This is a genomic window from Streptomyces sp. NPDC008121, assembly GCF_042957155.1.
Taxonomy (GTDB): domain Bacteria; phylum Actinomycetota; class Actinomycetes; order Streptomycetales; family Streptomycetaceae; genus Streptomyces.
Map to the genome: position 1 here is coordinate 175,058 of NZ_JBIBHT010000004.1, position 26,686 is coordinate 201,743.

The following is a 26,686-nucleotide window of genomic DNA, read 5'->3' on the forward strand; positions in this document are numbered from 1 at the left end:
CCGCGCCCCGGGTACGGCCATGGCCCCTCTACAGCGGGGCCTGCCACACCACCGTCGTACCGCCCCCCGACGCGCCGATGCCCGGCTCGCACCAGCTCGATCCGCCCAGTGACTCGGCGCGCCGCGCCAGATTGCGCAGACCGCTGCGCCGCCCGCCCTCCGGGAGGCCGATGCCGTCGTCCGCCACCGTCAGCCGCACCCCGGCGCTCCCGTCGGATAGCTCGGCGCCCGCGTCGACGACGACCTCGATCCGCGCGGCCCCGGCGTGCCGGAACGCGTTGGACAGGGCTTCCCTGAGGGCCGCGATGAGGTTCTTGCCGGTGAGGTCGCCGACCGCCGAGTCGAGCGGACCGAGGAAGCGGTGACCGGGAGTGAAACCGAGGGGCACGGCGGCCATGTTGATCTCGCGCAGCACCCGGGTCCGCAGGCCCGAGGGAGCCTCGGCCGGGCCCTGCTGGAGCGCGAAGACGGCGGTACGGATCTCCTGGATGGTCACGTCCAGCTCGTCCACGGCCTTGCCGACCCCGTCCCGCACCGCCGGCACCACCGACCTGCGCTGGGCGCCCTCCAGCATCATCCCGGTGGCGAAGAGGCGCTGGATGACCAGGTCGTGCAGATCCCGGGCGATCCGGTCGCGGTCCTCGTAGACGGCGAGCCGCTCCCGGTCGCGCTGGGCGTCGGCCATCATCAGGGCGAGCGCCGCCTGGGAGGCGAACTGGGTCGCCAGCGTCCGTTCCGCCTCGGTGAACGGCCGGGCGCCCCGCGCCCGGGGCATCGCGAGCGCGCCGAGCACGCGGCCCCCGCTGTGCAGCGGCAGCAGCATGCTGGGCCCGAACCGGGCCGCCAGCCGGCTGATCACCCGGGGGTCGGTGGCGGCATCGTCCAGGAACACCGCATCTCCGGTGAGCAGGCTCTCCACCACCGGGCTCTCCGCCGGGATCACCACGCCCAGGGACGTCGACGGCGTGTCGGAGGAGACGGCGACGATCTCGAGGCCGCCGTCCCCGGCGGGCAGCAGCATGATCCCGGCCGCCGCGTCGGCGAGTCTGCGGGCCTGCTCGGCCACCACGGTCAGGGCCTCGTCGGCGTCGCCGCCGGAGAGCAGGGCGGTGGTGACGGCGACCGAACCGTCGATCCAGCGCTCCCGCTGCCGGGCGGCTTCGTAGAGGCGGGCGTTGCCGATGGCGATCCCCGCCTCGGTGGCGAGGACCCGGACCATGTGGACGTCGGCTTCGTCGAACTCGCCGCCGTGGGTCTTCTCGGAGAGGTACAGATTGCCGAAGATCTCTCCTTGGACCCGGATCGGGACGCCGAGGAAGCTCTTCATCGGCGGGTGGCCGGGCGGGAAACCGGCCGAGCGCGGGTCGACGGAGAGATCGCCGAGCCGGATCGTCCGGGGCTCTTGGATCAGTGCGCCGAGGAGCCCGGCGTGGCCGTCGGGCCGGCGGCCGATGCGGTGGGCCGTGTCCTCGTCGACGCCGTGGGTGACGAATTCGGAGAGGCCGTCGTTCTCCTCGTCGACGACCCCGATGGCGGCGTAGCGGGCGTCGGCGAGTTCGGCCGCCGTCTCGCAGATCCGGTCGAGGGTGGAGCGGAGTTCCAGGCCGGTGCCGACCGAGCGCATCGCCTCGAGCAGCTGCGGTACCCGGGCCGTGAGCTCCGTCGACAGGCCCTGCAGACTGCGGGTGGCCCGGTTCGCGGCCTCCAGGGAATCGGCTTCCCCGGGGTCCGCCGGGCGCGCGGGCACCGACGGGACGGGAGGAGCCTGAGGATCCGGGGGATCGGGCACGGCGGCGGTCATGACCTTGAGCCTAGTAAGTCCGATTTGGCGAGAAAAGTCGGCCGCTCGGATACGAGGAGGGCTTCGGTCAGCCGGCGCCTCCGCTGAGCGACAGCTCGCTCTCGCGCTCCCGCTCCAGCATCCGCCGCAGGGGCCCCTCGACGCCCACCAGCTCCGCGTACGGGCCGCGCTGCACGGTACGCCCCTCGTCCAGGACCAGCACCTCGTCGACGGCGTCGAGGCCGCGCAGGCGATGGGTGATCAGGACGGTGGTACGGCCCTCGGTGGCCAGCAGCAGATCGTCGGTGAGCGCGTCGGCCGTGGCGAGGTCGAGGTGTTCGGCCGGCTCGTCGAGGACGAGCACCGGGAAGTCGGCGAGGAGCGCCCGGGCCAGGGCGAGGCGCTGCCGCTGACCGCCGGAGAGCTTCGAGCCGTGCTCGCCGACCATGGTGTCGAGGCCGTCGGGCAGCCCGTCCACCCAGGCCAGGAGCCTGGCCCTGCGGAGCGCGGCCCGCAGCTCGTCGTCGGTCGCGTCGGGGCGGGCCAGCCGCAAATTCTCGCGCAGGGAGCTGTCGAAGGTGTGGGCGTCCTGGGCGCAGAGCCCGACGAAGCGGCGGACGTCGTCACCGTCGAGCGAAGCGGCGTCCACCCCGCCGAGGCAGTACGTGCCGTCGTCGGCGTCCAGGAACCGCAGCAGCACCTGGGCCAGGGTGGTCTTCCCACTGCCCGACGCGCCGACCACGGCCACCCGGCGGCCGGCCTCCAGGGTCAGCCCGAAGCCGGTGAGCGCGTCCCGTTCCTGCCCGGCGTACCGGGCGCGGAGGCCGGTGAGTTCGAGGGGGAACGCGCTCCGCGGCGGTTCGGCGGGGTGCTCCGGCTCGTGTACGGGGAGGGGGGCGTCGAGCACGTCGTACACCCGCTCGGCACTCCGCTTGACGCGCTGGCGGTACTGGACGGCCAGCGGGAGGCCGGTGACGGCCTCGAAGGCGGCGAGCGGGGTGAGGACGACCACCGCGAGGTTGACGCCGTCCAGGCGTCCGTCGCGGAGGGCCTGGATCCCGACGACGGCGGCCGCGGCGACCGTGAGACCGCAGGCGAGCGCGGAGAGCCCGGCGCCCAGAGCGGTGGCGGCGGACTGCCGGGAGGCGATGGAGGTGAGCGTACGGTCGGCGTCCCTGGCCCGGCCGACACGGTCGGGCAGCGCCCCGGCGACGGTGAGTTCAGCGCAGCCGCGCAGCAGGTCGACGACGCCGGTGGCGAGCGTGCCGCGCGCGGGGGCGAGCTGCCGCTCGGCCCGGCGGGCGAGGGCGCCGCTCAGCAGCGGGACCGCCAGCCCCGCGGTCAGCAGTCCGACGGCGAGGACGGCCCCGGCCTCGGGCAGCAGCCAGGCGGTGAAGCCGACGGAGCCGGCCCCGACGAGGAGGGCCGCTCCCACCGGGAGCAGCCAGCGCAGCCAGTAATCCTGGAGGGCGTCGACGTCCTGGACCAGCCGGGAGAGCAGATCGCCGCGCCGGGTGCGGCGCAGGCCGGCCGGGGTGATGCGCTCCAGGCGCCGGTAGACGGAGACCCGCAGCTCCGCGAGCATCCGCAGCACGGCGTCGTGGGAGACGAGCCGTTCGGCGTACCGGAACACGGCCCGGCCGATGCCGAAGGCGCGCGTAGCGGTGACGGCCACCATCAGATAGAGCACGGGCGGCTGTTCGGAGGCACGGGATATGAGCCAGCCGGACACGGCCATGAGGCCCACGGCCGATCCCAGGGCCAGGCCGGCGAGCAGCAGCGCGAGCCCCATCCGGCCCCTGAGCTCCCCTGCCATGGCGCGCACCCGTCGCAGGAGACGGACCCGATCGCCGCCGGTGCCTCCCTCCTGACCGTGGTCCCGGGCGCCGACCGGCCCACGGCCCGGGCTCTCCGTACGGGCGGCATCGCCCGAGCCGTCGCCCGGAGCGCGGACGCTGCCGTCGCGCGCGTTGAGGGCATGGAGGTCATCGGGGGTCCGACCAGCGCCCTGGTCTCCGCCCTGGGTACCGGGTTCGCTCCGGTCGGTCAGCGCCTCAGCCGCCCGCTCGGGAGCGGTCGGGGCCAGCGACACCACGCGGTCCGCGATCGCGAGGAGAGCGGGGCGGTGTACCACCAGGAGCACCGTCCGGCCGGCCGCGAGGCGCCGTACCGCGTCGACCACGGCCGCCTCGGTCTCCCCGTCCAGCGCGGCCGTGGGCTCGTCCAGGAGCAGCAGCGGCCGGTCGGCCAGGAACGCCCGGGCCAGGGCGAGGCGCTGCCGTTGACCGGCCGAGAGGCCTGCCCCGTCCTCGCCGAGCACGCTGTCCATCCCGGCCGGGAGTCCGTCGACGAACCCGTCCGCTCCCGCGTCCCGCAGGGCCTCCCGTACCGCCTGGTCGGAGGCGTCGGGGCGGGCCAGTCGGACGTTCTCCGCGATCGTCCCCGCGAAGAGGTACGGCCGCTGGGGCACCCAGGCGATCCGCGACCGCCACTCCTCCAGGTCCAGCGAACCGAGTTCGGCGTCCCCGACCCACACCGCTCCGCCCGGCTCGGGCTCCGCGAACCCCAGTACGACATCGAGCAGGGTGGACTTGCCGATCCCGCTCGGCCCCACCAGGGCCACGGTCTCGCCCGGCGCCACGATCAGCGACGCGCGGTCCAATGACGGCTCGGTGCGCCCATCGTGCCGGACGGTCACGCTCGACAGCTCGAAGCGCGGGGACCCCGCGGGCACGGCGGCGGTACCGCTCGTGCGGACCGGTGTCTCCAGGACCTCGAAGATCTCCTCGGCGGCCGCCAGCCCCTCCGCCGCCGCGTGGTACTGCGCCCCGACCTGCCGGATCGGCAGATACGCCTCGGGGGCGAGGATCAGGATCACCAGGCCGGTGTAGAGATCGAGATCGCCGTGGACCAGCCGCATCCCGATCCCGACGGCGACCAGCGCCACCGAGAGGGTCGACAGCAGTTCCAGCGCGAAGGAGGACAGAAAGGCGATCCGCAGCGTCCTCATCGTGGCCCGGCGGTACTCCGAGGTGATGGCGCGGATCGACTCGGCCTGCGCCTTGGCGCGTCCGAAGACCTTGAGCGTCGGCAGCCCCGCCACCACGTCCAGGAAGTGCCCCGAGAGCCGGGACAGCAGCTTCCACTGCCGGTCCATCCGGGCCTGGGTGTACCAGCCGATCAGGATCATGAAGAGGGGGATGAGGGGCAGGGTGACGACGATGACGGCCGCCGAGACCCAGTCCTCGGTGACGATCCGCGCCAGCACCGCCACGGGAACCACCACCGCGAGCCCTAGCTGCGGCAGATAGCGCGCGAAGTAGTCGTCGAGCGCGTCCACTCCCCGCGTGGCCAAAGCGGCGAGCGAACCCGCCCGCTGACCGCTCAGCCACCCGGGCCCCAGCTCGGCCGCGCGCGCGAGCAGCCGGCCCCGCAGCTCGGACTTGACCGCCGCGCCGGCCCGGTGAGCGGCCAGCTCCGTGAGCCAGGAGACCAACGCCCGCCCCCCGGCGACACCGGCGAGCAGCAGCAGCGGGGTGGTGAGATCGGAGACCGACCGGCCCTGCTGGAAGGCCCCCACCACCACGTCGGCGATGAGCATCGCCTGGGCGACGACCAGCGCCGCTCCGAACAGGCCGAGCACCACCACCGCCGCCAGGAAGCGGCGAGTGGCCCGGGCGTAGCGGAGCAGACGCGGATCGATCGGTTTCACGTGAAACATCTCCCACTCATGAGCGGTGTCAGTGCGCAGCGTCGGCGATGTGCTGCGTGCCGATCCGCTTGCGGAACACCCAGTAGGTCCAGCCCTGGTAGAGCATCACCAGCGGTGTCGCCACGGCCGCGCACCACGTCATGATCTTCAGCGTGTACGGGCTCGACGACGCGTTCGTCACCGTAAGGCTCCACGCCGGGTCGAGCGACGACGGCATGACGTTCGGGAAGAGCGTCAGGAAGAGCATCGCGACCGCCGCCGCGATCGTGACGCCCGACAGGGCGAACGACCAGCCCTCGCGCCCGGCCTTGATGGCAACGACGGCTCCGACCAGTGCCACCACCGCGACGACCATGGCGATGAGGCTCCCGGTGTCCCCCTTGTCGGCCTGGGTCCAGGAGAGGAAGCCGAGGGCGAGGACGGCGGTGACGAGCCCCAGCTTGAGGGCCAGTGCCCGCGCCCGGAGGCGGATGTCCCCGACCGTCTTGAGCGCCGCGAAGACCGCGCCGTGGAAGGTGAAGAGGGTCAGCGTGACGAGTCCGCCGAGGAGGGCGTAGGGGTTGAGCAGGTCGGTGACCGTACCGACGTACTCCATCCGCGCGTCGATCTTCACTCCGCGCACGATGTTGCCGAAGGCGACGCCCCACAGCACGGCGGGGATCAGGGAGGTCCAGAAGATGGCCTGCTCCCAGTTGCGCTGCCACGTCTCCTCCGGCCGCTTCGCCCGGTACTCGAAGGCGACACCGCGCACGATGAGGCAGACCAGGATGAGCAGCAGCGGCAGGTAGAAGCCGGAGAAGAGCGTCGCGTACCACTCGGGGAACGCGGCGAAGGTCGCACCGCCGGCGGTCAGCAGCCACACCTCGTTGCCGTCCCAGACGGGGCCGATGGTGTTGATCAGCACCCGCTTCTCGGTGCGGTCCCGGGCGAGCAGCTTGGTGAGGACGCCGACGCCGAAGTCGAAGCCTTCGAGGAAGAAGTAGCCGATCCACAGGACGGCGATGAGTACGAACCAGACGTTGTGGAGTTCCATGCCTCGATCTCCTCAGCCTCAGTACGAGAAGGCCATGGGCCGGTCGGGGTCGCGCTGATCCCCGCCGATCTTGGTGGGCGGATTGAGGTCGGACTCGGTGAGCTCGGGCGGTCCGGCCTTGACGTACTTCACGAGCAACCTGACCTCGATCACGGCGAGCACCGCGTACAGCAGGGTGAAGACGATCATCGAGGTGAGCACTTCGGCCTGCGTGGTGCCGGGTGAGACCGCGTCCTTGGTGCGCAGCACGCCGTAGACCACCCACGGCTGACGGCCCATCTCTGTGAAGATCCAGCCCCAGGAGTTGGCGATCAGCGGGAAGGCCATGGTCCAGAGGGCGACCAGCCAGTACCACCGGCTGAGCTTCGGGCTGAGCGCCTTCCGGAAGAGGACGAGATGGGGCACCTCGTCCTCACCCGTCCGCAGCCCCGGCGGGAGGAGGAACTTCCTGCGGGTCAGCCAGAGGCCGAGCATGCCGAGGGAGAGCGAGGCCATACCGAAGCCGATCATCCAGCGGAAGCCCCAGTAGGCCACGGGGATGTTCGGGCGGTAGTCGCCGGGGCCGAACTTCTCCTGCTCGGCCTTGTTGATGTCGTTGATGCCCGGGACGTGCGAGGTGAAGTCGCCGTTGGCCAGGAAGGACAGCAGGCCGGGGACCTCGATGGCAACCTTGTTGTGGCCCTCGTCGACATCGCCGTAGGCGAAGATCGAGAAGGGTGCGGGCGCCTCGCCGTCCCAGAGCGCCTCGGCGGCGGCCATCTTCATCGGCTGCTGCTTGTACATCACCTTGCCGAGCATGTCGCCGCTGATGGCCGTGCCGAGCCCGGCGATGATCAGGGTGATCAGGCCGACCCGCAGCGAGGTGCGCATCACCCGGACGTGCTTCTTCCGCGCCAGGTGGAAGGCGGAGATGCCGACCATGAAGGCGCCGCCGACCAGGAAGGCGGCCGTCATGGTGTGGAAGAACTGGGTGAGGGCGGTGTTCTGGGTGAGCACGAGCCAGAAGTCGGTGAGCTCGGCCCGGCCGCGCTCCTCGTTGATGCGGTAGCCGACCGGGTGCTGCATCCAGGAGTTCGCCGCCAGGATGAAGTAGGCGGAGAGGATCGTGCCGATCGACACCATCCATATGCAGCCGAGGTGGATCTTCTTCGGCAGCTTGTCCCAGCCGAAGATCCAGAGACCGATGAAGGTCGACTCGAAGAAGAAGGCGATCAGGGCCTCGAAGGCGAGGGGGGCACCGAAGACGTCGCCGACGAAGCGCGAGTAGTCGGACCAGTTCATGCCGAACTGGAACTCCTGCACGATGCCGGTGACCACACCCATCGCGATGTTGATCAGAAAGAGCTTGCCCCAGAACTTCGTGGCCCTGAGGTACTTCTCGTTCTCCGTACGTACCCAGGCCGTCTGAAGACCGGCGGTGAGCGCGGCGAGGGAGATCGTCAGGGGGACGAAGAGAAAGTGGTAGACGGTGGTGATGCCGAACTGCCAACGCGCCAGAGTCTCTGGCGCCAGAGCGAGGTCCACGTCGTCTTCTCCTTACATCGCCGTGGTCACGGAGGCGACCTGCCCCTTTAATCCCACCCATCCCGGGATGAACCGTGACACGCTTGTGAACGCGTTCACATTCACAAGCATTATGACTCATACGAAATCCGTATGAGTACGGGGGGTGCCCTACTCGAAGGTCACCCCTTCCCTCAGCCTTCAACATATTGTTGAATCTGGGGTATGACCCTTCGTATCCGTCTCTCCTGGCCCGCCGGTCACACCACGGCCACCATCGACGAAACCCCCACGAGCAAGGCGCTCGTGGGGGTTCTTCCGATCACTTCCACCGCCCGGACCTGGGGCGAGGAAGTGTATTTCGACACACCGGTCTCCACCGGGGTCGAGTCCGACGCGCGACAGGTGGTGGAGCCCGGGACCGTCGCCTTCTGGACGGAGGGCGACGCGCTCGCGCTCCCCTACGGCCCGACCCCGATCTCCCGGGGCGACGAGTGCCGGCTCGCCGCCCCGTGCAACGTCCTCGGCTCGCTCGACGGCGACCCGCGCGTCCTGGCCACCGTCAGGGACGGCGACCCGATCCGGGTGGAGCTGGTGACCGACTGAGGGTCTCCCGCCCCGCCCCGGCCGGGTGAGTCACCCCTGCCCGCCGGCTAGCTCTCCTTGCGGAAGCCCTCCGCCGCCTTCAGGAACAGGTCGTTCGCCTCGCACTCACCGATCGTGACGCGCACGCCCTCACCCGCGAACGGCCGCACCACCACACCGTGCCGCTCGCACTCCGCCGCGAAGTCCACCGTCCGCTCACCGAGCCGCAGCCAGACGAAGTTCGCCTGGGTGTCCGGCACGGTCCAGCCCTGGGCCACGAGCCCGGCGTGGACCCGCTCGCGCTCCGCCACCAGCGAGCCGACCCGGCCGAGCAGCTCGTCCTCGGCCCGCAGCGAGGCCACCGCCGCGTCCTGCGCCACCTGACTCACCCCGAACGGCACCGCCGTCTTGCGCAGCGCCGCCGCCACCGGCTCATGGGCGACCGCGAAACCGACCCGCAGCCCCGCGAGGCCGTACGCCTTGGAGAACGTGCGCAGCACGGCCACGTTCGGACGGTCGCGGTAGAGCTCGATGCCGTCCGGGATGTCGGCGTCGCGGACGAACTCCCGGTACGCCTCGTCGATCACCACCAGGACGTCGGAGGGCACCCGGTCCAGGAACCGCTCCAGCTCGGCCCGGCGCACGGCCGTACCCGTGGGGTTGTTCGGATTGCAGACGAAGATCAGCCGGGTCCGGTCGGTGATCGCCTCGGCCATCGCGTCGAGGTCGTGCACCTCGCCCTCGGTCAGCGGCACCTGCACCGGGGTCGCCCCGCTGATCTGCGTGATGATCGGGTACGCCTCGAAGGACCGCCAGGCGTACATGACCTCGTCACCGGGGCCGGCCGTCGACTGGATCAGCGACTGCGCGATCCCCACCGAGCCGGTCCCGGTGGCCAGGTGCGAGACGGGGACGCCGAAACGGTCGGCGAGCTCCTGCATCAGGCCGGTGCAGGCCATGTCGGGGTAGCGGTTGAAGGAGGCGGCCGCGGACAGCGCGCTCTCCATGACACCCGGCAGCGGCGGGTACGGGTTCTCGTTGGAGGACAGCTTGAAGGCGACCGGGCCGCCCGCGGCGGCCGGCTTGCCCGGCTTGTACGTCGGAATGCCGTCCAGCGCGGCGCGCAGCCTCGGGCCGCCCGCACTCGTCCCGCCGGCCCCGCCGGTCTCGCTCACTGCACTCACTGTGGTCCTCCTCGACCGTCCGTACCACCAATGCTCCTCACCTTATGAGGATTCGCCTCCGCTGCGAATGGGCTGTGGACAACCTCATCCCTGAGCTGTGGAAAACAGAGGGAGCGCGGGGCCGGGTGGCGCGCGCCGGTGGCGAGCGCCGTGGCGCGCATCCCCCGTAGAGGTGAGTTGAGACCTCTTCGAGACCTCGCCCCGGTGGCAGGCTCATGCCCGTCGACAACCATAGATCCACCGCCAGACGCCCTAACTCTCTTTCTTTCCAAGGCAATTGACCTTTTTCGATCTTGCAGAAACGTGCCTGTCAACGAGTGAATATGCGACCGGCCCACCCACCCGCCCTCGCCCTACTATCGGCTCGCCATGACAGCAGCAGGGAAGCACCAGGTGAGCCGGGCACAGACCCGGGGAAGCCGGCAGGGCAGAGCGGGCATCCGGGATGTGGCCGCCGCCGCCGGGGTCTCCATCACGACTGTCTCCGACGCGCTCAACGGCAAGGGCCGGCTACCGGACGCCACCCGCCGCCACGTTCGCGAAGTCGCAGACCGGCTGGGCTACCGCCCGTCCGCAGCGGCCCGCACGCTCCGTACCGGCAAGTCGGGCCTCATCGGCCTGACCGTGACGACCTACGGGGATGAACCTTTCACCTTCACCGAATTCGCGTACTTCGCGGAGATGGCCAGAGCCGCGACCTCGGCCGCGCTCGCCCGGGGCTACGCCCTGGTCATCCTCCCCGCCACCTCCCGCCATGACGTCTGGTCGAACGTCGCCCTCGACGGCACCGTCGTCATCGACCCCTCCGACCACGACCCGGTCGTCACCGAGCTGGTCCGCCAGGGCCTGCCCGTCGTCTCCGACGGGCGCCCCGCCGGCACCCTCCCGGTCACCGCCTGGGTCGACAACGACCACGAAGCCGCCGTCCTCGACCTCCTCGACCACCTCGCCGCCGCCGGCGCCCGCCGGATCGGGCTGCTGACCGGCACCACCACCGACACGTACACCCGCCTCTCCACCACCGCGTACCTCAACTGGTGCGAACGGGTCGGACAGGACCCCGTCTACGAGGCCTATCCGGCGCACGATCCGTGCGCGGGCGCCGTCGCGGCCGACCGGCTGCTCGCCCGCCCCGACCGCCCCGACGCCGTGTACGGCCTCTTCGACCCCAATGGAACCGACCTCCTGGCGGCCGCACGCCGCTACGGACTGCGCGTACCGGACGACCTGCTGCTGGTCTGTTGCAGCGAATCGACCGTGTACGCCACCACCGAACCGCCCATCACGACCCTCTCGCTCAAGCCGCGCCGGATCGGTACGGCGGTCGTCCAGCTGCTCATCGACGCCATCGAGGGGAGCGATGCCGACGGGCCGGTCGAGCGGGTGATACCGACCGAACTCATCGTCCGGACCTCCTCCCAGCGGCGCTCCCCCCGGACGACCGTCAGCCCGCCCCGCTCCCCCTCCCAGGACGAGAAGGACTGAGAGAGGGACGGGGAAGGCCCGGAAGCGATCCGGAAGCGGGCCGGGAGGGCCGCGAAGAGAGCCGGGGGAGCCGCCGAGACGGTCCTCGGAGGTCCGGGAAACGTCGCGTACGCGCCGATGTCCGGCCCAAACCGAGGACCGGCCCGGCTCGAACCCTGGCCTGGACCTTCTCAATTCGGGCGAAACAACCGGTGAACCCGGAGTGGACCCGGATTCACCACCCCTGGTGCGTCACACAGGAGGACCCTCATTCCTATGATGGGCGCACGACACCGCGGACCACCCCGACCAGGCCGGTCCGCGATGTGCAGGGCATCGCGACGGTGGTGGAGGGGTCGATGACTCAGGGGGCCGGGCAGGAACCCGTGGTGCGCACGGCGACATTGCGTGACTTCCGCGTACCGCCGTACGCCCGGGTGCCCGTGCAGGGCCATGCCACGGAACCTCCGGCCGACGCTCCGGGGCTCCCCGCGGCGCCGGCCGCGGTGGCACCGACAGCGGTGGCACAGGCCCCGGTGGCGCAGATCGCGGTGGCACCCGCGCCGGGCGCGCCGAGAAGCGGCGCCGGCATGTCCGACGTCCCGCTCGAGCGCACGCTCCACCTCGGCACCGTCGTGGCGTCCCGCGCGGACGGCCCCGCCGCCTCCGTTCCCGACGTCCCCGCGTCCCCCCCGGTGCCCGCCGTGCCCGGGGGCCACCCCGGAAACGCCTTCCCGGAGGGTGACCTCCCCGAGGGCTACACCCCCACCGAGCGCGACCTCCCGGTCATCAACCGGGGCGACACCGTCCAGGTGCAGGTCGACCCGGCTCCGGCGCCCGCACCGGCTCCGGCGGCGGGCGAGGGCCCGGGCCCGCTCTTCGTCGTCGGCGACGTCCACGGCTATCTCGACGAACTCGTCGCCGCGCTGCGCGAGAAGGGCCTCATCGACGAGAACGGCGGCTGGGCCGCGGGCAACGCCCGCCTCTGGTTCCTCGGAGACTTCACCGACCGCGGACCCGACGGCATCGGTGTCATCGACCTCGTCATGCGGCTCTCCGCCGAGGCGGCCGCCGCCGGCGGCTACTGCAAGGCCCTGATGGGCAATCACGAGCTGCTGCTCATCGGCGCCAAGCGCTTCGCCGACACCCCCGTCAACTCCGGCGCCGGCACCGCCACCTTCCAGGCCGCCTGGCTGCTCAACGGCGGCCAGAAGTACGACATGGACCGCCTCCAGGACGTCCACCTCCAGTGGATGTCCCGGCTCGACGCCGTGGTGGAGGAGGACGGACACCTCCTCCTGCACTCCGACACCACCGCGTACCTCGACTACGGCAGCACCATCGAGGACGTCAACGAGACCGTCCACGAGATCATCAACCGCAACGACGCCGACGAGGTCTGGGACCTGTTCCGGAAGTTCACCAAGCGCTTCGCCTTCCGCGACGACGGCGGCCCGGAGGCGGTGCGGGAGCTGCTCGGCACCTACGGCGGCCGCCGCGTCGTGCACGGCCACAGCCCCATCCCGTACCTCCTGGGCCAGGTGGGCACCGAGGACGGCGAGGGCGGCTCGGACCCGACCGTCGACGGACCCCACGTCTACGCCGACGGCCTGGCGATCGCCATGGACGGCGGTGTGACCATGGCCGGAAAGCTTCTGGTCGTCCAACTCCCCCTGAACGGCTGAGGTATAACCCTGCGCATCCGGGCCAGGCGATTTCGGGAAACCCCCTGTCACGGTGGCGCGGAACCGGAATACCATCGGCTCATCCGTAGCAGGCTCTCCTCCGTTTCCGCCCCACTGCCCGGCGTTCTTCCCCGGGCGGTCCGGCCCTACGGAGCATCGGGGGATGCACATGAACGTGGCTCCGCACCTGCTGACCGAGGACCGCGCCGAGTACGAGCGCACCCTCGACGAGGCACTGCGTCACGCGCACGAACGCCCGGATCTCGCCGAGGTCGGGAAGCGGCTCACGACCGCACAGTTGCGCGCCATGGCGCTGAGCGCGACCGCGCTCATCACGGCCGCGGCCGCACCCGAATACGACCACTTCGTGAAGATACGTGAGCAGGGACGGTCACCCGGCGGTACGAGCGTCATGGGCGCCGTCCTCGCGGCGGACGGCGACGGAGCGAGCGGCGGCCCCGGCGCGGGCGTCGTCGCGATCGTCACGGTCCTCGCGCCCGTGCTGGCGGGCACCGCGGCGGTGATCTTCCTACTGGTCGGGGCCGTACTGAAAGTCCTCGCCCCCACCCTGCAGTTCGCCGACACCCTGCTGACGGCGGGCTGGTTCTTCGGCGCCGTCGCCGCGGCCGGGCTGCTCTGCGCGGCCGCCGGACTGCTCGTCACGGCGCTGCGCAACAGAGCCACCGAGGTGGGCGCGGCGGACCCGGGCACCGCCGAAGGGACCGAGCTGTCCCGGGCCAGGGAGGCCTGGCGGCACGCGCTGCTGGAACGGGGCATCCTGCCGTTCCTGCGCGCCGCGCTGGCCGACCCCGGTGCCACCCGCCCGGCCCCGGCCGCCAGGCCGCGCCCGGTCTCCAGGATCCCCAAGGTCGGCTACAGCGGTCCGGACTTCTCCAGCCCCGGCGAGGGCGGATCGGCCACCCGCCCGACGTACAGCAGCCCGGACTTCTCCAGCCCCGACTTCGGCCCGCCCGAGACCATCCCGGACTGACCCCCACGGCGCCCCCGCCCCGCCCCCTACCCGGCTCGGGGGCGGCGGGGGCCCGGCGTCACTCCGCCAGCGGGAGGTACACCCGGTTGCCGGCAGCGGCGAATTCGGCGGACTTCTCCGCCATCCCGGCCTCGATCTCGTCCGGCTTCAGATCGCCGCCGTGCTGCCGCCGGATGTCCTGCGAGATCTTCATCGAGCAGAACTTCGGACCGCACATCGAGCAGAAGTGCGCGGTCTTCGCCGGCTCGGCCGGCAGCGTCTCGTCGTGGAACTCCCGGGCCGTGTCCGGGTCGAGCGCCAGGTTGAACTGGTCCTCCCAACGGAACTCGAACCGCGCGTCCGACAGCGCGTCGTCCCACTCCTGCGCCCCCGGGTGCCCCTTCGCGAGGTCCGCCGCGTGCGCCGCGATCTTGTACGTGATGACACCGGTCTTCACGTCGTCGCGGTTCGGCAGGCCCAGGTGCTCCTTGGGGGTGACGTAGCAGAGCATCGCCGTCCCCCACCAGGCGATCATCGCCGCACCGATGCCGGAGGTGATGTGGTCGTAGGCGGGCGCGACGTCCGTGGTCAGCGGGCCGAGGGTGTAGAACGGCGCCTCCTCGCAGATCTCCTGCTGGAGGTCGATGTTCTCCTTGATCTTGTGCATCGGGACGTGCCCCGGGCCCTCGATCATCGTCTGCACCTGGTGGCGCTTGGCGATCGTGTTCAGCTCGCCGAGCGTGCGCAGCTCGGCGAACTGCGCGTCGTCGTTGGCGTCCGCGATCGAGCCGGGCCGCAGCCCGTCGCCCAGCGAGTAGGTGACGTCGTACGCCGCCAGGATCTCGCAGAGCTCCTCGAAGTGGGTGTAGAGGAAGTTCTCCTTGTGGTGCGCCAGGCACCAGGCGGCCATGATCGAGCCGCCGCGCGAGACGATGCCGGTCTTGCGGCGGGCGGTCAGCGGCACGTACGGCAGCAGCACGCCGGCGTGGACCGTCATGTAGTCGACGCCCTGCTCGGCCTGCTCGATGACCGTGTCCTTGTAGACCTCCCAGGTCAGCTCCTCGGCCCGGCCGTCGACCTTCTCCAGGGCCTGGTAGAGCGGGACGGTGCCGATCGGCACGGGGGAGTTGCGCAGCACCCACTCGCGGGTGGTGTGGATGTTCCGGCCGGTGGACAGGTCCATCACCGTATCGGCGCCCCACTTGGTCGCCCACGTCATCTTCTCCACCTCCTCCTCGATCGAGGAGGTGACGGCGGAGTTGCCGATGTTGGCGTTGACCTTCACCAGGAACCTCTTGCCGATGATCATCGGCTCGATCTCCGGGTGGTTCACGTTGGCCGGCAGGACGGCGCGCCCCGCCGCGATCTCCTCCCGGACGACCTCGGGGGAGACGTTCTCGCGGATGGCGACGTACTCCATCTCCGGGGTGATCTCGCCCCGGCGGGCGTACGCGAGCTGGGTCACCGCCTGGCCGGCACGGCCCCGGCGGGGCTGGCGCGGACGGCCCGGGAAGACCGCGTCGAGGTTCTTCAGCCCGCCGCGCGGCGAGGTGTGCTTGATCCCGTCGTCCTCGGGGCGGACCGGGCGGCCCGCGTACTCCTCGGTGTCGCCCCGGCCGATGATCCAGTTCTCGCGCAGCGGCGGAAGGCCCCGCCGTACGTCGGTGTCGATGGTGGGGTCGGTGTACGGGCCGGACGTGTCGTACAGCGTCACGTCCTTGCCGTTGGTGAGGTGCACCTGGCGGACCGGCACGCGGAGGTCGGGGCGCGAGCCCTCGACGTACCCCTTGTGCCAGCCCGGCTTGCGCTCGTCCTGGCTGGTGGCAGGCGTGCGTGCATCCTGAATGGTCATGAGACCGATCTCCCTACGCCGGCATTACCCGGTAACAGGTTCGGCGGTCGGCGCAGCCTCTTCCCGTACGCACGTCACTGCGTGCGTACGGTGATCAGCGCCCTCTCAGCCCGGTGCTCCGAGCTCCCGCGTGTGCAAAGGTGCCACCACGCTAGCGGCAACCCGGGCGTGCTGAACAGTGGGCCCCCGCCGTTCTTGCGATGATCGGTCGGTGACTTCCTCGCAGCAGACCCCCGGCCCCCCCGACGACGGCGACGGAGACGGCGGCGGCGCTGCCGGGCACGGACACCACGGACACGCCCCCGCGCACACGCACAGCCATGGCCCCGCCGCGCCCGTCTCCCGGCATCTGCGGAAGGTCATCGCGGCGGTCCTGATCCCCTTCGCCACCGCCGTCGTCGTCGGGCTCGCGGTGCTGTGGCCCGGTGGCGCCCCGGCGCACGAGCGCACCGGGGTCGGCTTCGACCGGCAGACCGAGCAGGGCAGGGTCGTCTCGGTGGAGCGGGTCGACTGCAAGGACGTGAACGCCGCGCAGGTGCCGCCGACCGGCGACGTCTCCACGCCGCAGGGGCGCGAGGCGGTCAACGCCCAGCAGGGGCAGTGCGCGAAGGCCACGGTCGAGGTCACCAGCGGGGACGATCAGGGCCGTAGGTTCGTCGAGGTCGTGCAGCCGGACGCGCCCCGGCAACTGCGCGAGGGGCAGGGCGTCGTCGTGGCGTACGCCCCCGACGCGCCGCGCGATCTGCAGTACTCGGTCACCGATGTGAACCGCAAGGTCCCCTTGACGGTGCTCGCCCTGATCTTCGCGGTCGCGGTGGTGCTCGTGGGCCGCCTACGCGGTCTGATGGCGCTCATCTCGCTCGCGGTGAGCTTCGTGATCCTGACGTTCTTCATCCTGCCGGCGATCCTGCAGGGCTCGAATCCGCTGGTGGTGGCCGTGGTCGGGTCGAGCGCGATCATGCTGATCGCGCTCTACATGTGTCACGGCCTCTCCGCCCGCACCTCGGTCGCGGTGCTCGGCACCCTGATCTCCCTGCTGCTGATCGGGCTGTTGGGCTCGCTCTTCATCGGCTGGGCGTCGCTGTCCGGCAACACGGACGACAACACCGGCCTGATCCACGGCCTGTACCCGGACATCGACATGTCGGGTCTGCTGCTCGCCGGCATCATCATCGGCTCGCTGGGCGTGCTCGACGATGTGACGGTGACCCAGACGTCGGCGGTGTGGGAGCTGCACCAGGCGGATCCGCGCATGGGGCCGCGCGCGCTGTACCGGGCCGGGATCCGGATCGGCCGCGACCACATCGCGTCGGTGGTGAACACGCTGGTCCTCGCGTACGCGGGCGCGGCCTTGCCCCTGCTGCTGCTGTTCTCCATCGCGCAGAGCAGCGTGGGGGCGGTGGCCAACAGCGAGCTGGTCGCGGAGGAGATCGTCCGGACGCTGGTGGGGTCGATCGGCCTGGTCGCCTCGGTGCCGGTCACGACCGCCCTCGCGGCGCTGGTGGTCTCCGCCGACCGGCCGAGCGGGCCGGGTGTGCCGGGCCCGGCCGGCCTGGCGGACCCGGCCGGTTCGGCGGGTGGCGCGTCGGGCTTCCCGCGGAGGCGGCCGGCCAAGGGCGGCCGCCGCCGCCGCGCGAAGTGACCGTACGTGACCACCGCAGGCGGCAAACCGGGAGCGGGGGGCGGCGCGACGGCGGGGGCGGGAGCGGGGGCGACCCCGCCTCAGCCGGCGTTCTCCTCCGCGAGGATCCGGCCGAGGGCCGCCTCCAGGTTGTCCTCGAAGTCACCGAGGGTCCGCTCCTGACCGAGCGGGACGAGCTTGTCCGTACGGTCGAGGAAGGCGACCAGCGGGGGAGCGCTGGCGCGGAACAGGGCGCGGTCGCCGCCGACCTGGAGCCGGATGGAGACGTCCGACAGGGCCTCCGGGGCGGTCGGCGCGATCCGGACATCGCCGTCACCGCTGGGGCTGTTGATGCCGTCGAGCAGCAACTCCCGTCCGAACGCCCAGGTCACGGGGGCGTCCCCGGGGAGGTGGAAGGTCATGCGCACCGCGTACGGATCCCGGGTCTCATAGCGCAGCTCCACCGGGATTCTGAAGGAGAGCTCCTCGGAGACGAGGAAGCTCATCAGGACTTCGGCCTGAACCGACTCTCGCATCATGTACCCCGCAGTGGATGAAGCAGTTGGGTAGAGACAGCTGCTGAAAGGTGCGATCAAAACGGCCAGGAATGATCCCCATGGCCCTCTTGACGCAATCGTGCTGCAAGCGCTAGCAGATCACAAGGAGTAATTTTTCAGATACTGATAGAGAACGCGAAGGAGCTGAAGAGTCTTCCGATCTCACTGCGTAGTCGATCGACTGCGGGCAGCAACCGTTCTTCCTGGTGGAGGGGGAGAGAAATGGCCATGGCGGCAGCCGTGGAGCCCGCCGTGATGGGGATCGCGGCGCAGACCGTGCCGAGCGCATATTCCTGACGCTCCACCAGGGGTTCCATTCGACCCATACCGCCCAAACGCTCCAAAAGCGCCCGATCGTTACGCACCGTATACGGAGTGATGGTTTCCACCGGATGGCGCTCAAGGTGGTCTTGACGGCTCTTCAGATCGAGTTGGCTGAGCAGACACTGGCCGATCGCATGGGCGTGACCGGTCTCCCGGAAGTCGGCCCACTCGGCGACGGCAGGGGCGGTGGGAGTATCGGCCACGGCGACCAGCTCGATCTCACCTTCGCGGTAGACGGCGAAGTAGACGGGGACGCCGATCTCGTCGCGCCAGTGCGCCAGTGAGTCTTCGATCTTGGTGCGACGATTCTGCAGAACTCCGCCTCCGGCCAGTCGGCCGGCGGCGTCGCCCAGGACGAACACGCCCTTCTCGCGGCGCAGATAGCCCTCGTGCGTCAGGGTGCGGAGCAGGTGGTACGCGGTGGGAAGCGGGAGCCCCGCCTCGCGCGCGAGTTGTTTGGCGGGCGCCCCGTCCTCGTGGGAGCCCACGGCCTCCAGGAGTCTCAGCGCCCGCTGCACCGAGCCGATCAGGGTAGGAACAGCGGTCTGCGAAGCCGTGGCCAAAGGTCACCCCCAGGCGTGTCGACGGGTGGCCTGCACCCGCTCGCGGGGGCCGCCCCCGCGCGCCCGCCGCGGCCTGGGATTCGGTGGGGCCCGCTGGCGGACCCGCCCGGGACAGAGAGCGCGCGGGTCACGACTGGAGGCCTACGCCTGATTCCCCGGGGCGGCAGAGAATTCCACTCTAATGGCAGCCTTCGGGCACCGACGCGGTTTCTACCAGGGCGTTCCCTCGCCCGGGCTAACGCCCGGGCGCCCGTTCATACCGGCGGGTAGCCGGTGCTACCAGTCCTCACGGGACGTCGAGGAGGACATGAACCTCCGTACCACGTACACCAGTCCGGCGACGAGGGCGACGAAGACCAGCACCTTGAAGAGCAGGCCGATGACGAAGGCCGCGATGCTGGTGATCAGACCGCCGAAGACGAACAGGGCGATGACGGGTATGGCCACCCACTTCACCCACCAGGGCATCCCCGCGAGAATCTCCCGTACGGCCATTGTCCTTACCTCATCTCCGAAAGAGTCCGTTCCGCGCACTCTGCACCGGACGCTTCCGATGCTAGGGGCGGGGAGGGGGTGCACGGGGGCCTCACAGCCCCCGCTCTCCCCTGATCCACCCCCTAGGGGAACGCCTTCCGAAGGCCCGGCGCTACGGGGTCAGCTCTCCGGCGGGGAGAAGACCACCATCACCCGCAGGTCCTCGGTGATGTGGTGGAACTTGTGCGCCACTCCGGCCGGGACGTAGACCACGCTGCCCCGGGCCACCTGCGTCGTCTCTGTCCCGACGGTGATCGCGGCCCGGCCGCTGACGACGAAGTACACCTCGTCCTGCGCGTGCGGCTGCTGCGGGTCGAGCGCGCCCGCGTCCAAGGCGTACAGACCGACCGACATGTTCCGCTCGCGCAGGAACTGGAGGTAGGCGCCGTCGTTGGCGGCGCGCTCCGCCTCCAGTTCGTCCAGCCGGAATGCCTTCATCGTGCGTCCGCCCCTGCCATTGGCTCGATCGTGTCTGCCACGATCAGACACATGAAGAATTTCGTAGTCAAGACGATCGCCAACGCGGGCGCCCTGGGGGTGGCGATCTGGCTGCTCCAGGACATCACCCTGACCGGAGACAGCACCGGCAGGAAGGCCCTGACGCTCATCCTCGTCGCGCTGGTTTTCGGCTTGGTGAACTTCTTGGTCAAGCCGGTCGTGAAGCTGCTGACGCTTCCGTTGTTCCTCCTCACGCTCGGCCTGATCACCCTGGTGGTCAACGCCCTCATGCTGCTGCTGACCTCCTGGCTCGCCGACCGGCTCGACCTCAGCTTCCATGTCGAAGGGTTCTGGACCGCCGTCCTCGGCGGACTGATCATCTCCGTCGTCTCGTGGGCGCTGAACGTCGTGCTGCCCGACGGAGACTGAGCGCGGGCAGCGGTACCGGAACATGGTGGTGGCGGCGGCGGGCGTGGTGCCTGCTCTCCGCCGTACGCGAGAAGGCGGAGGAACGGGCGGCATGCACAGCGGAACGAACGACGGTGGCGCGGACAGCGGCGTGCACAGCGGGACCCATGGGGTGGGCGGGGCCGAGGATTCGAGCGGGGCGGGCCGGATCGGCGCCTTCGGGGACCGGGCCGACGGAATGGGCGACGGCACCCGGGCGGTCCGGGCCGGGCTTCCCGAGCCCGTGAAGTACGAACCGACTCTGCCGGGGCCGGTGTTCGCAGCGCACTTCCACCTGCCCGGCGACCCGACCGGCCCCTACACCTACGGGCGGGACGAGAACCCCACCTGGACCCATCTGGAGCGCGCCCTCGGCGACCTGGAGGCTCCGGGGGAGCCGGACGTCGAGACGCTCGTCTTCGCCTCCGGCATGGCCGCGATCTCCGCCGTCCTGTTCTCCCAGCTCAAGGCCGGCGACACGGTCGTCGTACCGGACGACGGATACCAGGCACTGCCCCTCCTGCACGAGCAGCTGAGGGCGTACGGCATCGAGGTCCGCACCGCCCCGACCGGCGGCGACGCCCAGCTTTCCGTGCTGGACGGGGCGCGGCTGCTGTGGATCGAGACGCCGTCCAACCCCGGGCTCGACGTCTGCGACATCCGCCGGCTGACGCGCGCCGCGCACGAGGCCGGCGCGCTGGTCGCCGTCGACAACACCCTGGCCACCCCCCTCGGCCAGCGGCCCCTGGAGCTCGGCGCGGACTTCTCCGTCGCCAGCGACACCAAGGGCATGACGGGGCACGGGGACATCCTGCTCGGCCACGTCAGCTGCCGCGATCCCCGCCGGGCCGCGGAGGTACGGCGCTGGCGCAAGATCGTCGGCGCGATCCCCGGGCCGATGGAGGCCTGGCTCGCCCACCGTTCCCTGGCCACCCTCCAGCTGCGTCTGGACCGGCAGTGCTCCTCCGCCCTCGCTCTCGCGCAGGCGCTGCGCACGCGCGGCGACGTGAGCGGGCTGCGCTACCCCGGGCTGCCCGACGATCCCTCGCACGCGGTGGCGGCCTCGCAGATGCGGCGCTTCGGCTCCGTGGTCTCCTTCGTCCTGCCCGACCGGAGTCGCGCCGACCGCTTCCTCGACGAACTGCGCCTGGTGGACGATGCCACCAGCTTCGGCGGGGTCCGCTCCACCGCCGAGCGGCGCGGCCGCTGGGGCGGCGACGCCGTCCCGGAGGGCTTCATCCGCTTCTCCGTCGGCGCCGAGGACCCGGAGGATCTGATCGCGGACGTCCTCCGCGCCCTCGACCTGGTGGGCAAGGACGCGGTCTGACCTCCGAAAGGACGGAACGAGGTGCTCCGAGCCTCCCCCCTCGTGGCTCGGAACACCCCTGTTCCACGCGCGGAGAACCCGCCTGAACAAGGCTAGTTGACTCTGCGTCAGTGTCCAATCACGGGAGCGACAGAGACCTATCGACATATTTATAGTTGGACGGTCCTGAGGCGCCATCAGCCGACGCCTGATCACGACGGCGAGTCGAACGGCCACCGGGCCGGGAGGGGGCTGACATGGATCTGGCGCTGCTGCGCACGTTCGTCACGGTGCACCGGGCCGGTTCCTTCACCCGCGCCGCGGCCCTGCTCGGGCTCTCCCAGCCCGCCGTCACCAGCCAGATCCGTACGCTGGAGCGGCAGCTGGGCCGCCCGCTGTTCCTTCGTCAGGCCCGCGGTGTCACCCCCACCACCATCGGGGACGAGCTCGCCCACCGGGCGGCGCCGCATCTGGACGCCCTCGTCGAGATCGCCGAGGGCGACCTGGACGAGGAGAAGGGGGTCCGGACCCTGCACCTCGCAGGGCCGCCGGAGTTCACCGCGGCGCGAGCCCTGCCGGCGCTCACGCCCCTCGTCTCCCAGGGTCTCGCCGTGCGCGCCTCCTTCCTGGACAGCGCCGAGGACGTGCTCGACGGGCTCGCCGCCGGCCATCACGATCTGGCGATCTCCACCGCCCGCCCGCGGGGCGGGCTCCTCACCTCGACCCCGCTCTGCGACGAGGAACACGTCCTGGTCGCCGCCCCGCGCTGGGCCGCCCGGCTCGCGCCGGAGACGCTCTTACGCACGGGAGCGGTGGTCCTGGAACAGCTGCCGGTGGTGGAGGTCCACGAGTCGCTGCCGTTCGTCTCGCGCTACTGGGCCGCCGTCTTCGAGGGCAAACCTGCGCAGGCCGCCACTGTCGTCGCGCCCGACCTGCGGGCCGTCCTGGACTCCGCGGCCGCCGGTGCCGGACTGGCGGTACTGCCCCGCTATCTGTGCGAGGACGCCCTGGAGAGCGGACGGCTGGTGGCACTGCTCGATCCGCCGGTGCCTCCGCTACGGACCTACTTCCTGGTCGTCCGCACCGGCACCCTCGCCCTGCCCCCGATCGCGCGCGCCCACGAGTGTCTCCTGCGAGCCGCCGGGGGCTGGTGAGTTTCAGGACCGCCCTGGCGGGCCATTTTCTTCCCATGACCGAACGTCCCGTGGTCAAGCGCACCGCACGCGCCATCCTGCTCGACGGCAACGACCTCATTCTCATCAAGCGCACGAAGCCCGGGGTGGATCCCTATTGGCTGACGCCTGGTGGCGGGGTCGAGCCGTCGGACACCACCGTCGTCGAGGCCCTCCACCGCGAGGTGGACGAGGAGCTCGGCGCCAAGATCACCGATGTGGTCCCCTGCTTCGTCGACACCGTCGAGCACATCGTCGACGGCGGGGTCTCCGGAGTGAAGGTCCAGCACTTCTTCGTCTGCCGTCTCGAGTCGATGAACCCCGCGCTGCGCCACGGCCCCGAGGTCGAGGAGCCGTGCGGCGAGTACGAGATCGTCCGCGTGCCGTTCACCCGGGTCGGGATCGCGGCCGTCCACCTCGTCCCGCTGTCCCTGCGGCACTATCTGGACGGCAATATCGAGGGCGTCCGCGCGATGCACGCGCCTGACCTGGGCTGACCGCCGGCGGCGGCGTGCCCTCCCGGCACCTTGACCGTCGGACAGGGCCGCCTACGGCACCGCGACGAGGTCCTCCAGCGAGTCGTGGCGGATCCGGTCGGCGGGGATGCCCACGCCCCTCAGGGCGTGCACCCCGCTGCGGATCATGCCGAGCGGGCCGGAGAGGTACGCGTCGTAGCCGTTCCACGGGCCGTGGCCCCGTATGGCCTCCGGCAGCCGCCCCTGGTCCTCGGTGACCGGCCGCACCGACAGCCAGGGGAAGGTCTGCTGGAGTCGCATCATGGTGTCGATGTCGTAGAGGTCGTGGCCGCTGCGTGCTCCGTAGAAGACCTCGACGGGGCGCCGGTCCCCGTGCTCGGCGACATCCTCCACGAGCGCCTTCGACCGTCATCGACCCGGCGGGCGGCCCGAGCCGCAGCACATCGCCGGGGCGGGCGTGGTGCACGAGCGCCTGGGAGACCCAGCCGGCCGGGACCGCCTTGACGTGCAAGGAGAGCAGTCCATCGGGGCGAGGCGCCGAGGCGAAGGAGTAGTGCCGCCAGACACGCGGCCACCAGGCCGTCTCCAGAGTCGTGTACTGCCCCGCGCGGAAGGGGTACGGCTGGTCGGGGCGCAGCGTGATCACCGCGACGTCGGGGGTCCGCAGATCGTGCGCGACGACCTCGGCGCGCCAGCAGGGCGGCGCCTGCCGTTCGTCCTCGGCCGCCGCGTCGATCATGATCCGGGAGATCGTGGTGTAGGTGCGGATCCAGGCGGCTTCGGTCTCGGCGTCCCAGGTCGTGGTCGCGTACTGCACCAGCGCCCCGATGAGGGCCTCACCGACGGCCGGGTAGTGGGCGGCCTGTGTGCCGTACTTGCGGTGGCCGCGCCCGAGATTCCGGAGGTACTCGGTGAGCACGGGGGCGTTGTCCAGGTGCTCGGCCGCCGTCAGCAGGGCCTTGAGCAGACGGTCGCGCTGGGTGTCCATGGCCGCGGGGAACATCGCGCGCAACTCGGGGTGGCGGACGAAGAGCAGCGCGTAGAAGTACGAGGTCACCTTGTCGGCGACGGGCGCGATCTCGGCCAGCGTGCGGCGGACGAGTCGGGCGTCGGGAGAGGGCCCCGACGGTATGTGGGGCCGTATCTCCTCGTCAGCGCAGCGGGTGGTGGTCGCAGCGTCCATCGTGTGCCTCGCCCTCACGCATCCGGCTGGTGTCGCCGCAGCATGGCAGCGCCGACCGTCGATCCGGACAGAGAGTGCGATTCTCGGGCAGGCACGCCCGGGTTCCGGTTAGGCTGCCCTCTTTCGCACCAGTGCGTAGGCCTCCCGCAGATCGGGCCCCGCGTAGCTGTGCCGGGCGAGGTGCGCCAGATGATGGTCCGCGTTCACCGCCACCGTCTCGGACACCACCCCGAAGAGCGCCGCGTCGGACATCGAGTCTCCATAGGCGACGCAGTCCTCGAGGGACACACCGAACTCCGTGCAGAGCCGGTGGGCGATGCTCACCTTCGCTCTGGCGTTGAGGATCCCCGGCCGATGGATCGGCTGGGTGAACGGAACGGCGGGCCAGCGTGAGCCATAGGCGGCATCCGCGCCCCAGTCCAGCAGGCGCTCGACGAAGAAGTCCGGTGAGAGGGAGATGACGGCGCAGCGGTCCCCCTGAGCCTTGAGGTCCGCCCAGACCTCACGGATGCCGTCCAGCCAGGGCGCTCCCTCGAATGCGGCCGTGACCTGTTCCGCCGTCAGCTCGGACCACAGCTCACGCGCCTGCACCGCGAACTCGTCGGGGGTGAGCCCCTTGACCGGGAATCCCTCTTCCAGCGCGGCGATCTCCTCGCTCAAGCCGAGCTGCCGCGAGATCTCCACGGCGGCCGCCGACCCGCGGATCAGGGTGCCGTCCAGATCGAAGAGATGCAGCCGGGGTCCGTTGCCCGGAGAAGTCGTCATGTACGCCGAGGCTAGTAGGTGCGGTTACTCCCACGGTCAGACGCGGGCCGGTCTGGTTCCCGGGCACCGTGTTTCACGTGAAACATCTCCAGCGACCCGCACGGCGGGCACTCCTCGTCTTCCATGTCGCCGTATCGGTGGCTTGGCTCGGGCTCAGCGTGGGCCTGCTGACACTGGGCATCACCGCTTACACGACCGGCGACCCGTCGCTGACGCAGGCGGCGTACCGCGCCATGAAGGTGTTCGCGGACTGGCTGCTGGTCCCGGTCGCCCTCGGCACCCTGGTGAGCGGTCTGGTGCTGTCCCTCGGCACTCCCTGGGGCCTGGCCCGCCACCGCTGGGTCTGGATCAAATTCTGGATCACCATGGTGACGGCAGCCGCGACCGTCTTCGCGCTACGGCCCGAGATCGAGCACGCGGCCACCGCCGGTACCCCCGATAGCAGCCTGATCGCCGCGCCCACCGTGTCGACGGTCGCCTATCTCTTCATGACGGCGATCTCGGTGCTGAAGCCGTGGGGGCTGACCCGACGAGGCCGTCGGCTGCGGGTATCGGCCACTTCTCGGAAAGGGCTGGACGAACGATCATCGGGTCGGCCAGCCTGAGCACCATGCCGACATCGTTCCCGCCTCTCGACCAGCTCCCCATCCGGCGCCTCACCTCCAGCGATCTCCTCGCCTGCGCCGACCTCTCGGAAGACCGGGGCTGGCCGCGCGAGGAGCACAAGTGGGGTCTGCTACTCGCCGCCGGGACCGGGTACGGCATCGACGACCCGAGCGGCAAGGGGCTGGTCACCGCCTGTGTGGTGACCTCGTACGGTCCGGGGCTCTCCGCCATCGGCATGGTCCTGGTCGCCGAGCGCCACGCCCGTCAGGGCGTCGGACGCCGGCTGATGCATCACGTCCTGGCGGAACTCGGTGACACCCCGGTCACCCTGCACGCGACCCCGCACGGCCGGCCGCTCTACGAAGAGCTGGGCTTCGCCGTCACGGGCAACGCGGAGATGGTCCGCGGCCGCTTCACGTTCATGGAGCCGTCCCCCGAGGTACCGACCCGCCCGGCCACGGCGGACGACCTCCAAGCCGTCCTCCGTCTGGACTCCGAGATCTTCGGGCTCGACCGCACGCATATGATCACCCGCCTCCCGGCCTTCGCGGACCATCTCCGGGTCGCCGAGACGGACGGCGAGATCGTGGGCTTCGCCGCCGCCTGGCCCAACATGGACACCCATGTCATCGGCCCGCTGATCGCCCGCGACTCCGCCACCGCCCAGGCCCTCATCGCCTCGCTCGCCACGGCCAGCGACCGCCCTCTCCGGACGGACATCGACGTGCGGCACGGTTCCCTGCTGCGCTGGGTCAAGGCGAACGGCCTGGAGCCGATCGCCTTCAACGCCGTGATGACCCGTGCGCTGCCCGACCTCCCGGGCGATTGGAGCCGGCGCTTCGCCCCGCTGACGGTGGCAGCCGGATGACAGCGGCGAGTCACGCCGCTACTACTTGCATGCGCGGGCTTTTGCGCTCATCGTCTAC

The 26,686-nt window shown here is 70.9% G+C and carries 22 protein-coding genes, 1 pseudogene and 1 riboswitch; of the genes and pseudogenes, 11 read left to right on the forward strand and 12 right to left on the reverse strand.

Annotated features, from left to right (window positions below; genetic code table 11):
• Positions 1-28: 28 nt before the first annotated feature.
• The 4 genes from ACFZBD_RS15140 to ACFZBD_RS15155 all read right to left on the reverse strand — a co-directional run bounded on the left by ACFZBD_RS15140 (position 29) and on the right by ACFZBD_RS15155 (position 8,049).
• Entirely contained in the window at positions 29-1,801 is a 1,773-nt protein-coding gene (locus tag ACFZBD_RS15140; protein WP_391139917.1) for a GAF domain-containing protein, read from the reverse strand.
• 67 nt (positions 1,802-1,868) lie between these two features.
• Positions 1,869-5,501: a thiol reductant ABC exporter subunit CydD gene (cydD, locus tag ACFZBD_RS15145; protein ID WP_391139919.1), complete on the reverse strand. Its 3,633-nt coding sequence runs from the start codon at positions 5,499-5,501 to the stop codon at positions 1,869-1,871.
• A gap of 19 nt (positions 5,502-5,520) precedes the next feature.
• Positions 5,521-6,525 (reverse strand): cytochrome d ubiquinol oxidase subunit II, encoded by a 1,005-nt coding sequence (gene cydB / locus ACFZBD_RS15150; protein WP_391139921.1) that lies wholly within the window; start codon positions 6,523-6,525, stop codon positions 5,521-5,523.
• Positions 6,526-6,543: 18 nt separating this feature from the next.
• Complete coding sequence (locus ACFZBD_RS15155; RefSeq protein ID WP_391139923.1) at positions 6,544-8,049, reverse strand: cytochrome ubiquinol oxidase subunit I; 1,506 nt, start codon at positions 8,047-8,049, stop codon at positions 6,544-6,546.
• 204 nt (positions 8,050-8,253) lie between these two features.
• Here ACFZBD_RS15155 and ACFZBD_RS15160 point away from each other — a divergent pair, with 204 nt between their 5' ends.
• Complete coding sequence (locus tag ACFZBD_RS15160) at positions 8,254-8,634, forward strand: cyclophilin-like fold protein (RefSeq protein WP_391139924.1); 381 nt, start codon at positions 8,254-8,256, stop codon at positions 8,632-8,634.
• Between the two features lie 47 nt (positions 8,635-8,681).
• Here the strand turns inward: ACFZBD_RS15160 and hisC are convergent, their stop codons facing one another.
• A complete protein-coding gene (gene hisC, locus ACFZBD_RS15165; RefSeq protein ID WP_391140446.1) occupies positions 8,682-9,788 on the reverse strand; it encodes a histidinol-phosphate transaminase in 1,107 nt (368 codons plus the stop codon).
• Between the two features lie 378 nt (positions 9,789-10,166).
• Between hisC and ACFZBD_RS15170 the strand changes: the two genes are divergently transcribed.
• From ACFZBD_RS15170 to ACFZBD_RS15180, 3 genes are all read left to right on the forward strand, one after another.
• The gene (locus ACFZBD_RS15170) at positions 10,167-11,282 is read left to right on the forward strand and encodes a substrate-binding domain-containing protein (RefSeq protein ID WP_391139926.1); all 1,116 of its coding nucleotides are present in this window, start codon (positions 10,167-10,169) and stop codon (positions 11,280-11,282) included.
• A 338-nt stretch (positions 11,283-11,620) separates the two neighbouring features.
• Entirely contained in the window at positions 11,621-12,946 is a 1,326-nt protein-coding gene (locus ACFZBD_RS15175; RefSeq protein ID WP_391139928.1) for a metallophosphoesterase, read from the forward strand.
• 163 nt (positions 12,947-13,109) lie between these two features.
• A complete protein-coding gene (locus tag ACFZBD_RS15180) occupies positions 13,110-13,937 on the forward strand; it encodes a hypothetical protein (RefSeq protein WP_391139929.1) in 828 nt (275 codons plus the stop codon).
• A 58-nt stretch (positions 13,938-13,995) separates the two neighbouring features.
• Here the strand turns inward: ACFZBD_RS15180 and thiC are convergent, their stop codons facing one another.
• Positions 13,996-15,768, reverse strand: a complete 1,773-nt coding sequence (thiC, locus tag ACFZBD_RS15185) for a phosphomethylpyrimidine synthase ThiC (RefSeq protein WP_391139930.1) — start codon at positions 15,766-15,768, stop codon at positions 13,996-13,998.
• Positions 15,762-15,908: riboswitch (TPP riboswitch) on the reverse strand. It overlaps the preceding gene by 7 nt.
• 71 nt (positions 15,909-15,979) lie before the next feature.
• Between thiC and ACFZBD_RS15190 the strand changes: the two genes are divergently transcribed.
• The gene (locus ACFZBD_RS15190) at positions 15,980-17,410 is read left to right on the forward strand and encodes a YibE/F family protein (protein ID WP_391139931.1); all 1,431 of its coding nucleotides are present in this window, start codon (positions 15,980-15,982) and stop codon (positions 17,408-17,410) included.
• Between the two features lie 80 nt (positions 17,411-17,490).
• On the opposite strand, the gene ACFZBD_RS15195 is transcribed toward ACFZBD_RS15190, so the two are convergent.
• The 4 genes from ACFZBD_RS15195 to ACFZBD_RS15210 all read right to left on the reverse strand — a co-directional run bounded on the left by ACFZBD_RS15195 (position 17,491) and on the right by ACFZBD_RS15210 (position 19,805).
• Entirely contained in the window at positions 17,491-17,925 is a 435-nt protein-coding gene (locus ACFZBD_RS15195; protein WP_391140447.1) for an SsgA family sporulation/cell division regulator, read from the reverse strand.
• Positions 17,926-18,062: 137 nt separating this feature from the next.
• Positions 18,063-18,833, reverse strand: a complete 771-nt coding sequence (locus ACFZBD_RS15200) for a helix-turn-helix domain-containing protein (RefSeq protein ID WP_391139933.1) — start codon at positions 18,831-18,833, stop codon at positions 18,063-18,065.
• Positions 18,834-19,109: 276 nt separating this feature from the next.
• Positions 19,110-19,328 carry a DUF5326 family protein gene (locus ACFZBD_RS15205; RefSeq protein ID WP_391139935.1) on the reverse strand — a complete coding sequence of 73 codons (219 nt, stop codon included), beginning with the start codon at positions 19,326-19,328 and terminating at the stop codon, positions 19,110-19,112.
• Positions 19,329-19,487: 159 nt separating this feature from the next.
• Positions 19,488-19,805, reverse strand: coding sequence for a cupin domain-containing protein (locus ACFZBD_RS15210; protein WP_391139937.1), 318 nt, complete (start codon positions 19,803-19,805; stop codon positions 19,488-19,490).
• Between the two features lie 51 nt (positions 19,806-19,856).
• On the opposite strand from ACFZBD_RS15210, the gene ACFZBD_RS15215 reads away from it, so the two are divergent.
• From ACFZBD_RS15215 to ACFZBD_RS15230, 4 genes are all read left to right on the forward strand, one after another.
• A complete protein-coding gene (locus tag ACFZBD_RS15215) occupies positions 19,857-20,234 on the forward strand; it encodes a phage holin family protein (protein ID WP_391139939.1) in 378 nt (125 codons plus the stop codon).
• Between the two features lie 217 nt (positions 20,235-20,451).
• Positions 20,452-21,579 carry a cystathionine gamma-lyase gene (locus tag ACFZBD_RS15220; protein WP_391140448.1) on the forward strand — a complete coding sequence of 376 codons (1,128 nt, stop codon included), beginning with the start codon at positions 20,452-20,454 and terminating at the stop codon, positions 21,577-21,579.
• 236 nt (positions 21,580-21,815) lie between these two features.
• The gene (locus ACFZBD_RS15225) at positions 21,816-22,712 is read left to right on the forward strand and encodes a LysR substrate-binding domain-containing protein (RefSeq protein WP_391139941.1); all 897 of its coding nucleotides are present in this window, start codon (positions 21,816-21,818) and stop codon (positions 22,710-22,712) included.
• 35 nt (positions 22,713-22,747) lie between these two features.
• The gene (locus ACFZBD_RS15230) at positions 22,748-23,227 is read left to right on the forward strand and encodes an NUDIX domain-containing protein (protein WP_391139943.1); all 480 of its coding nucleotides are present in this window, start codon (positions 22,748-22,750) and stop codon (positions 23,225-23,227) included.
• Between the two features lie 51 nt (positions 23,228-23,278).
• On the opposite strand, the pseudogene ACFZBD_RS15235 reads toward ACFZBD_RS15230, so the two are convergent.
• Together ACFZBD_RS15235 and ACFZBD_RS15240 are read right to left on the reverse strand one after the other, a co-directional pair.
• Positions 23,279-24,389, reverse strand: a pseudogene (locus ACFZBD_RS15235) (globin domain-containing protein).
• A 108-nt stretch (positions 24,390-24,497) separates the two neighbouring features.
• Positions 24,498-25,154 carry an HAD-IB family phosphatase gene (locus ACFZBD_RS15240; RefSeq protein ID WP_391139945.1) on the reverse strand — a complete coding sequence of 219 codons (657 nt, stop codon included), beginning with the start codon at positions 25,152-25,154 and terminating at the stop codon, positions 24,498-24,500.
• 77 nt (positions 25,155-25,231) lie between these two features.
• On the opposite strand from ACFZBD_RS15240, the gene ACFZBD_RS15245 reads away from it, so the two are divergent.
• The gene (locus ACFZBD_RS15245; RefSeq protein WP_391139947.1) at positions 25,232-25,759 is read left to right on the forward strand and encodes a DUF2269 domain-containing protein; all 528 of its coding nucleotides are present in this window, start codon (positions 25,232-25,234) and stop codon (positions 25,757-25,759) included.
• A gap of 5 nt (positions 25,760-25,764) precedes the next feature.
• Positions 25,765-26,628 (forward strand): GNAT family N-acetyltransferase, encoded by an 864-nt coding sequence (locus ACFZBD_RS15250; protein WP_391139949.1) that lies wholly within the window; start codon positions 25,765-25,767, stop codon positions 26,626-26,628.
• The last annotated feature ends 58 nt before the right edge of the window (positions 26,629-26,686 follow it).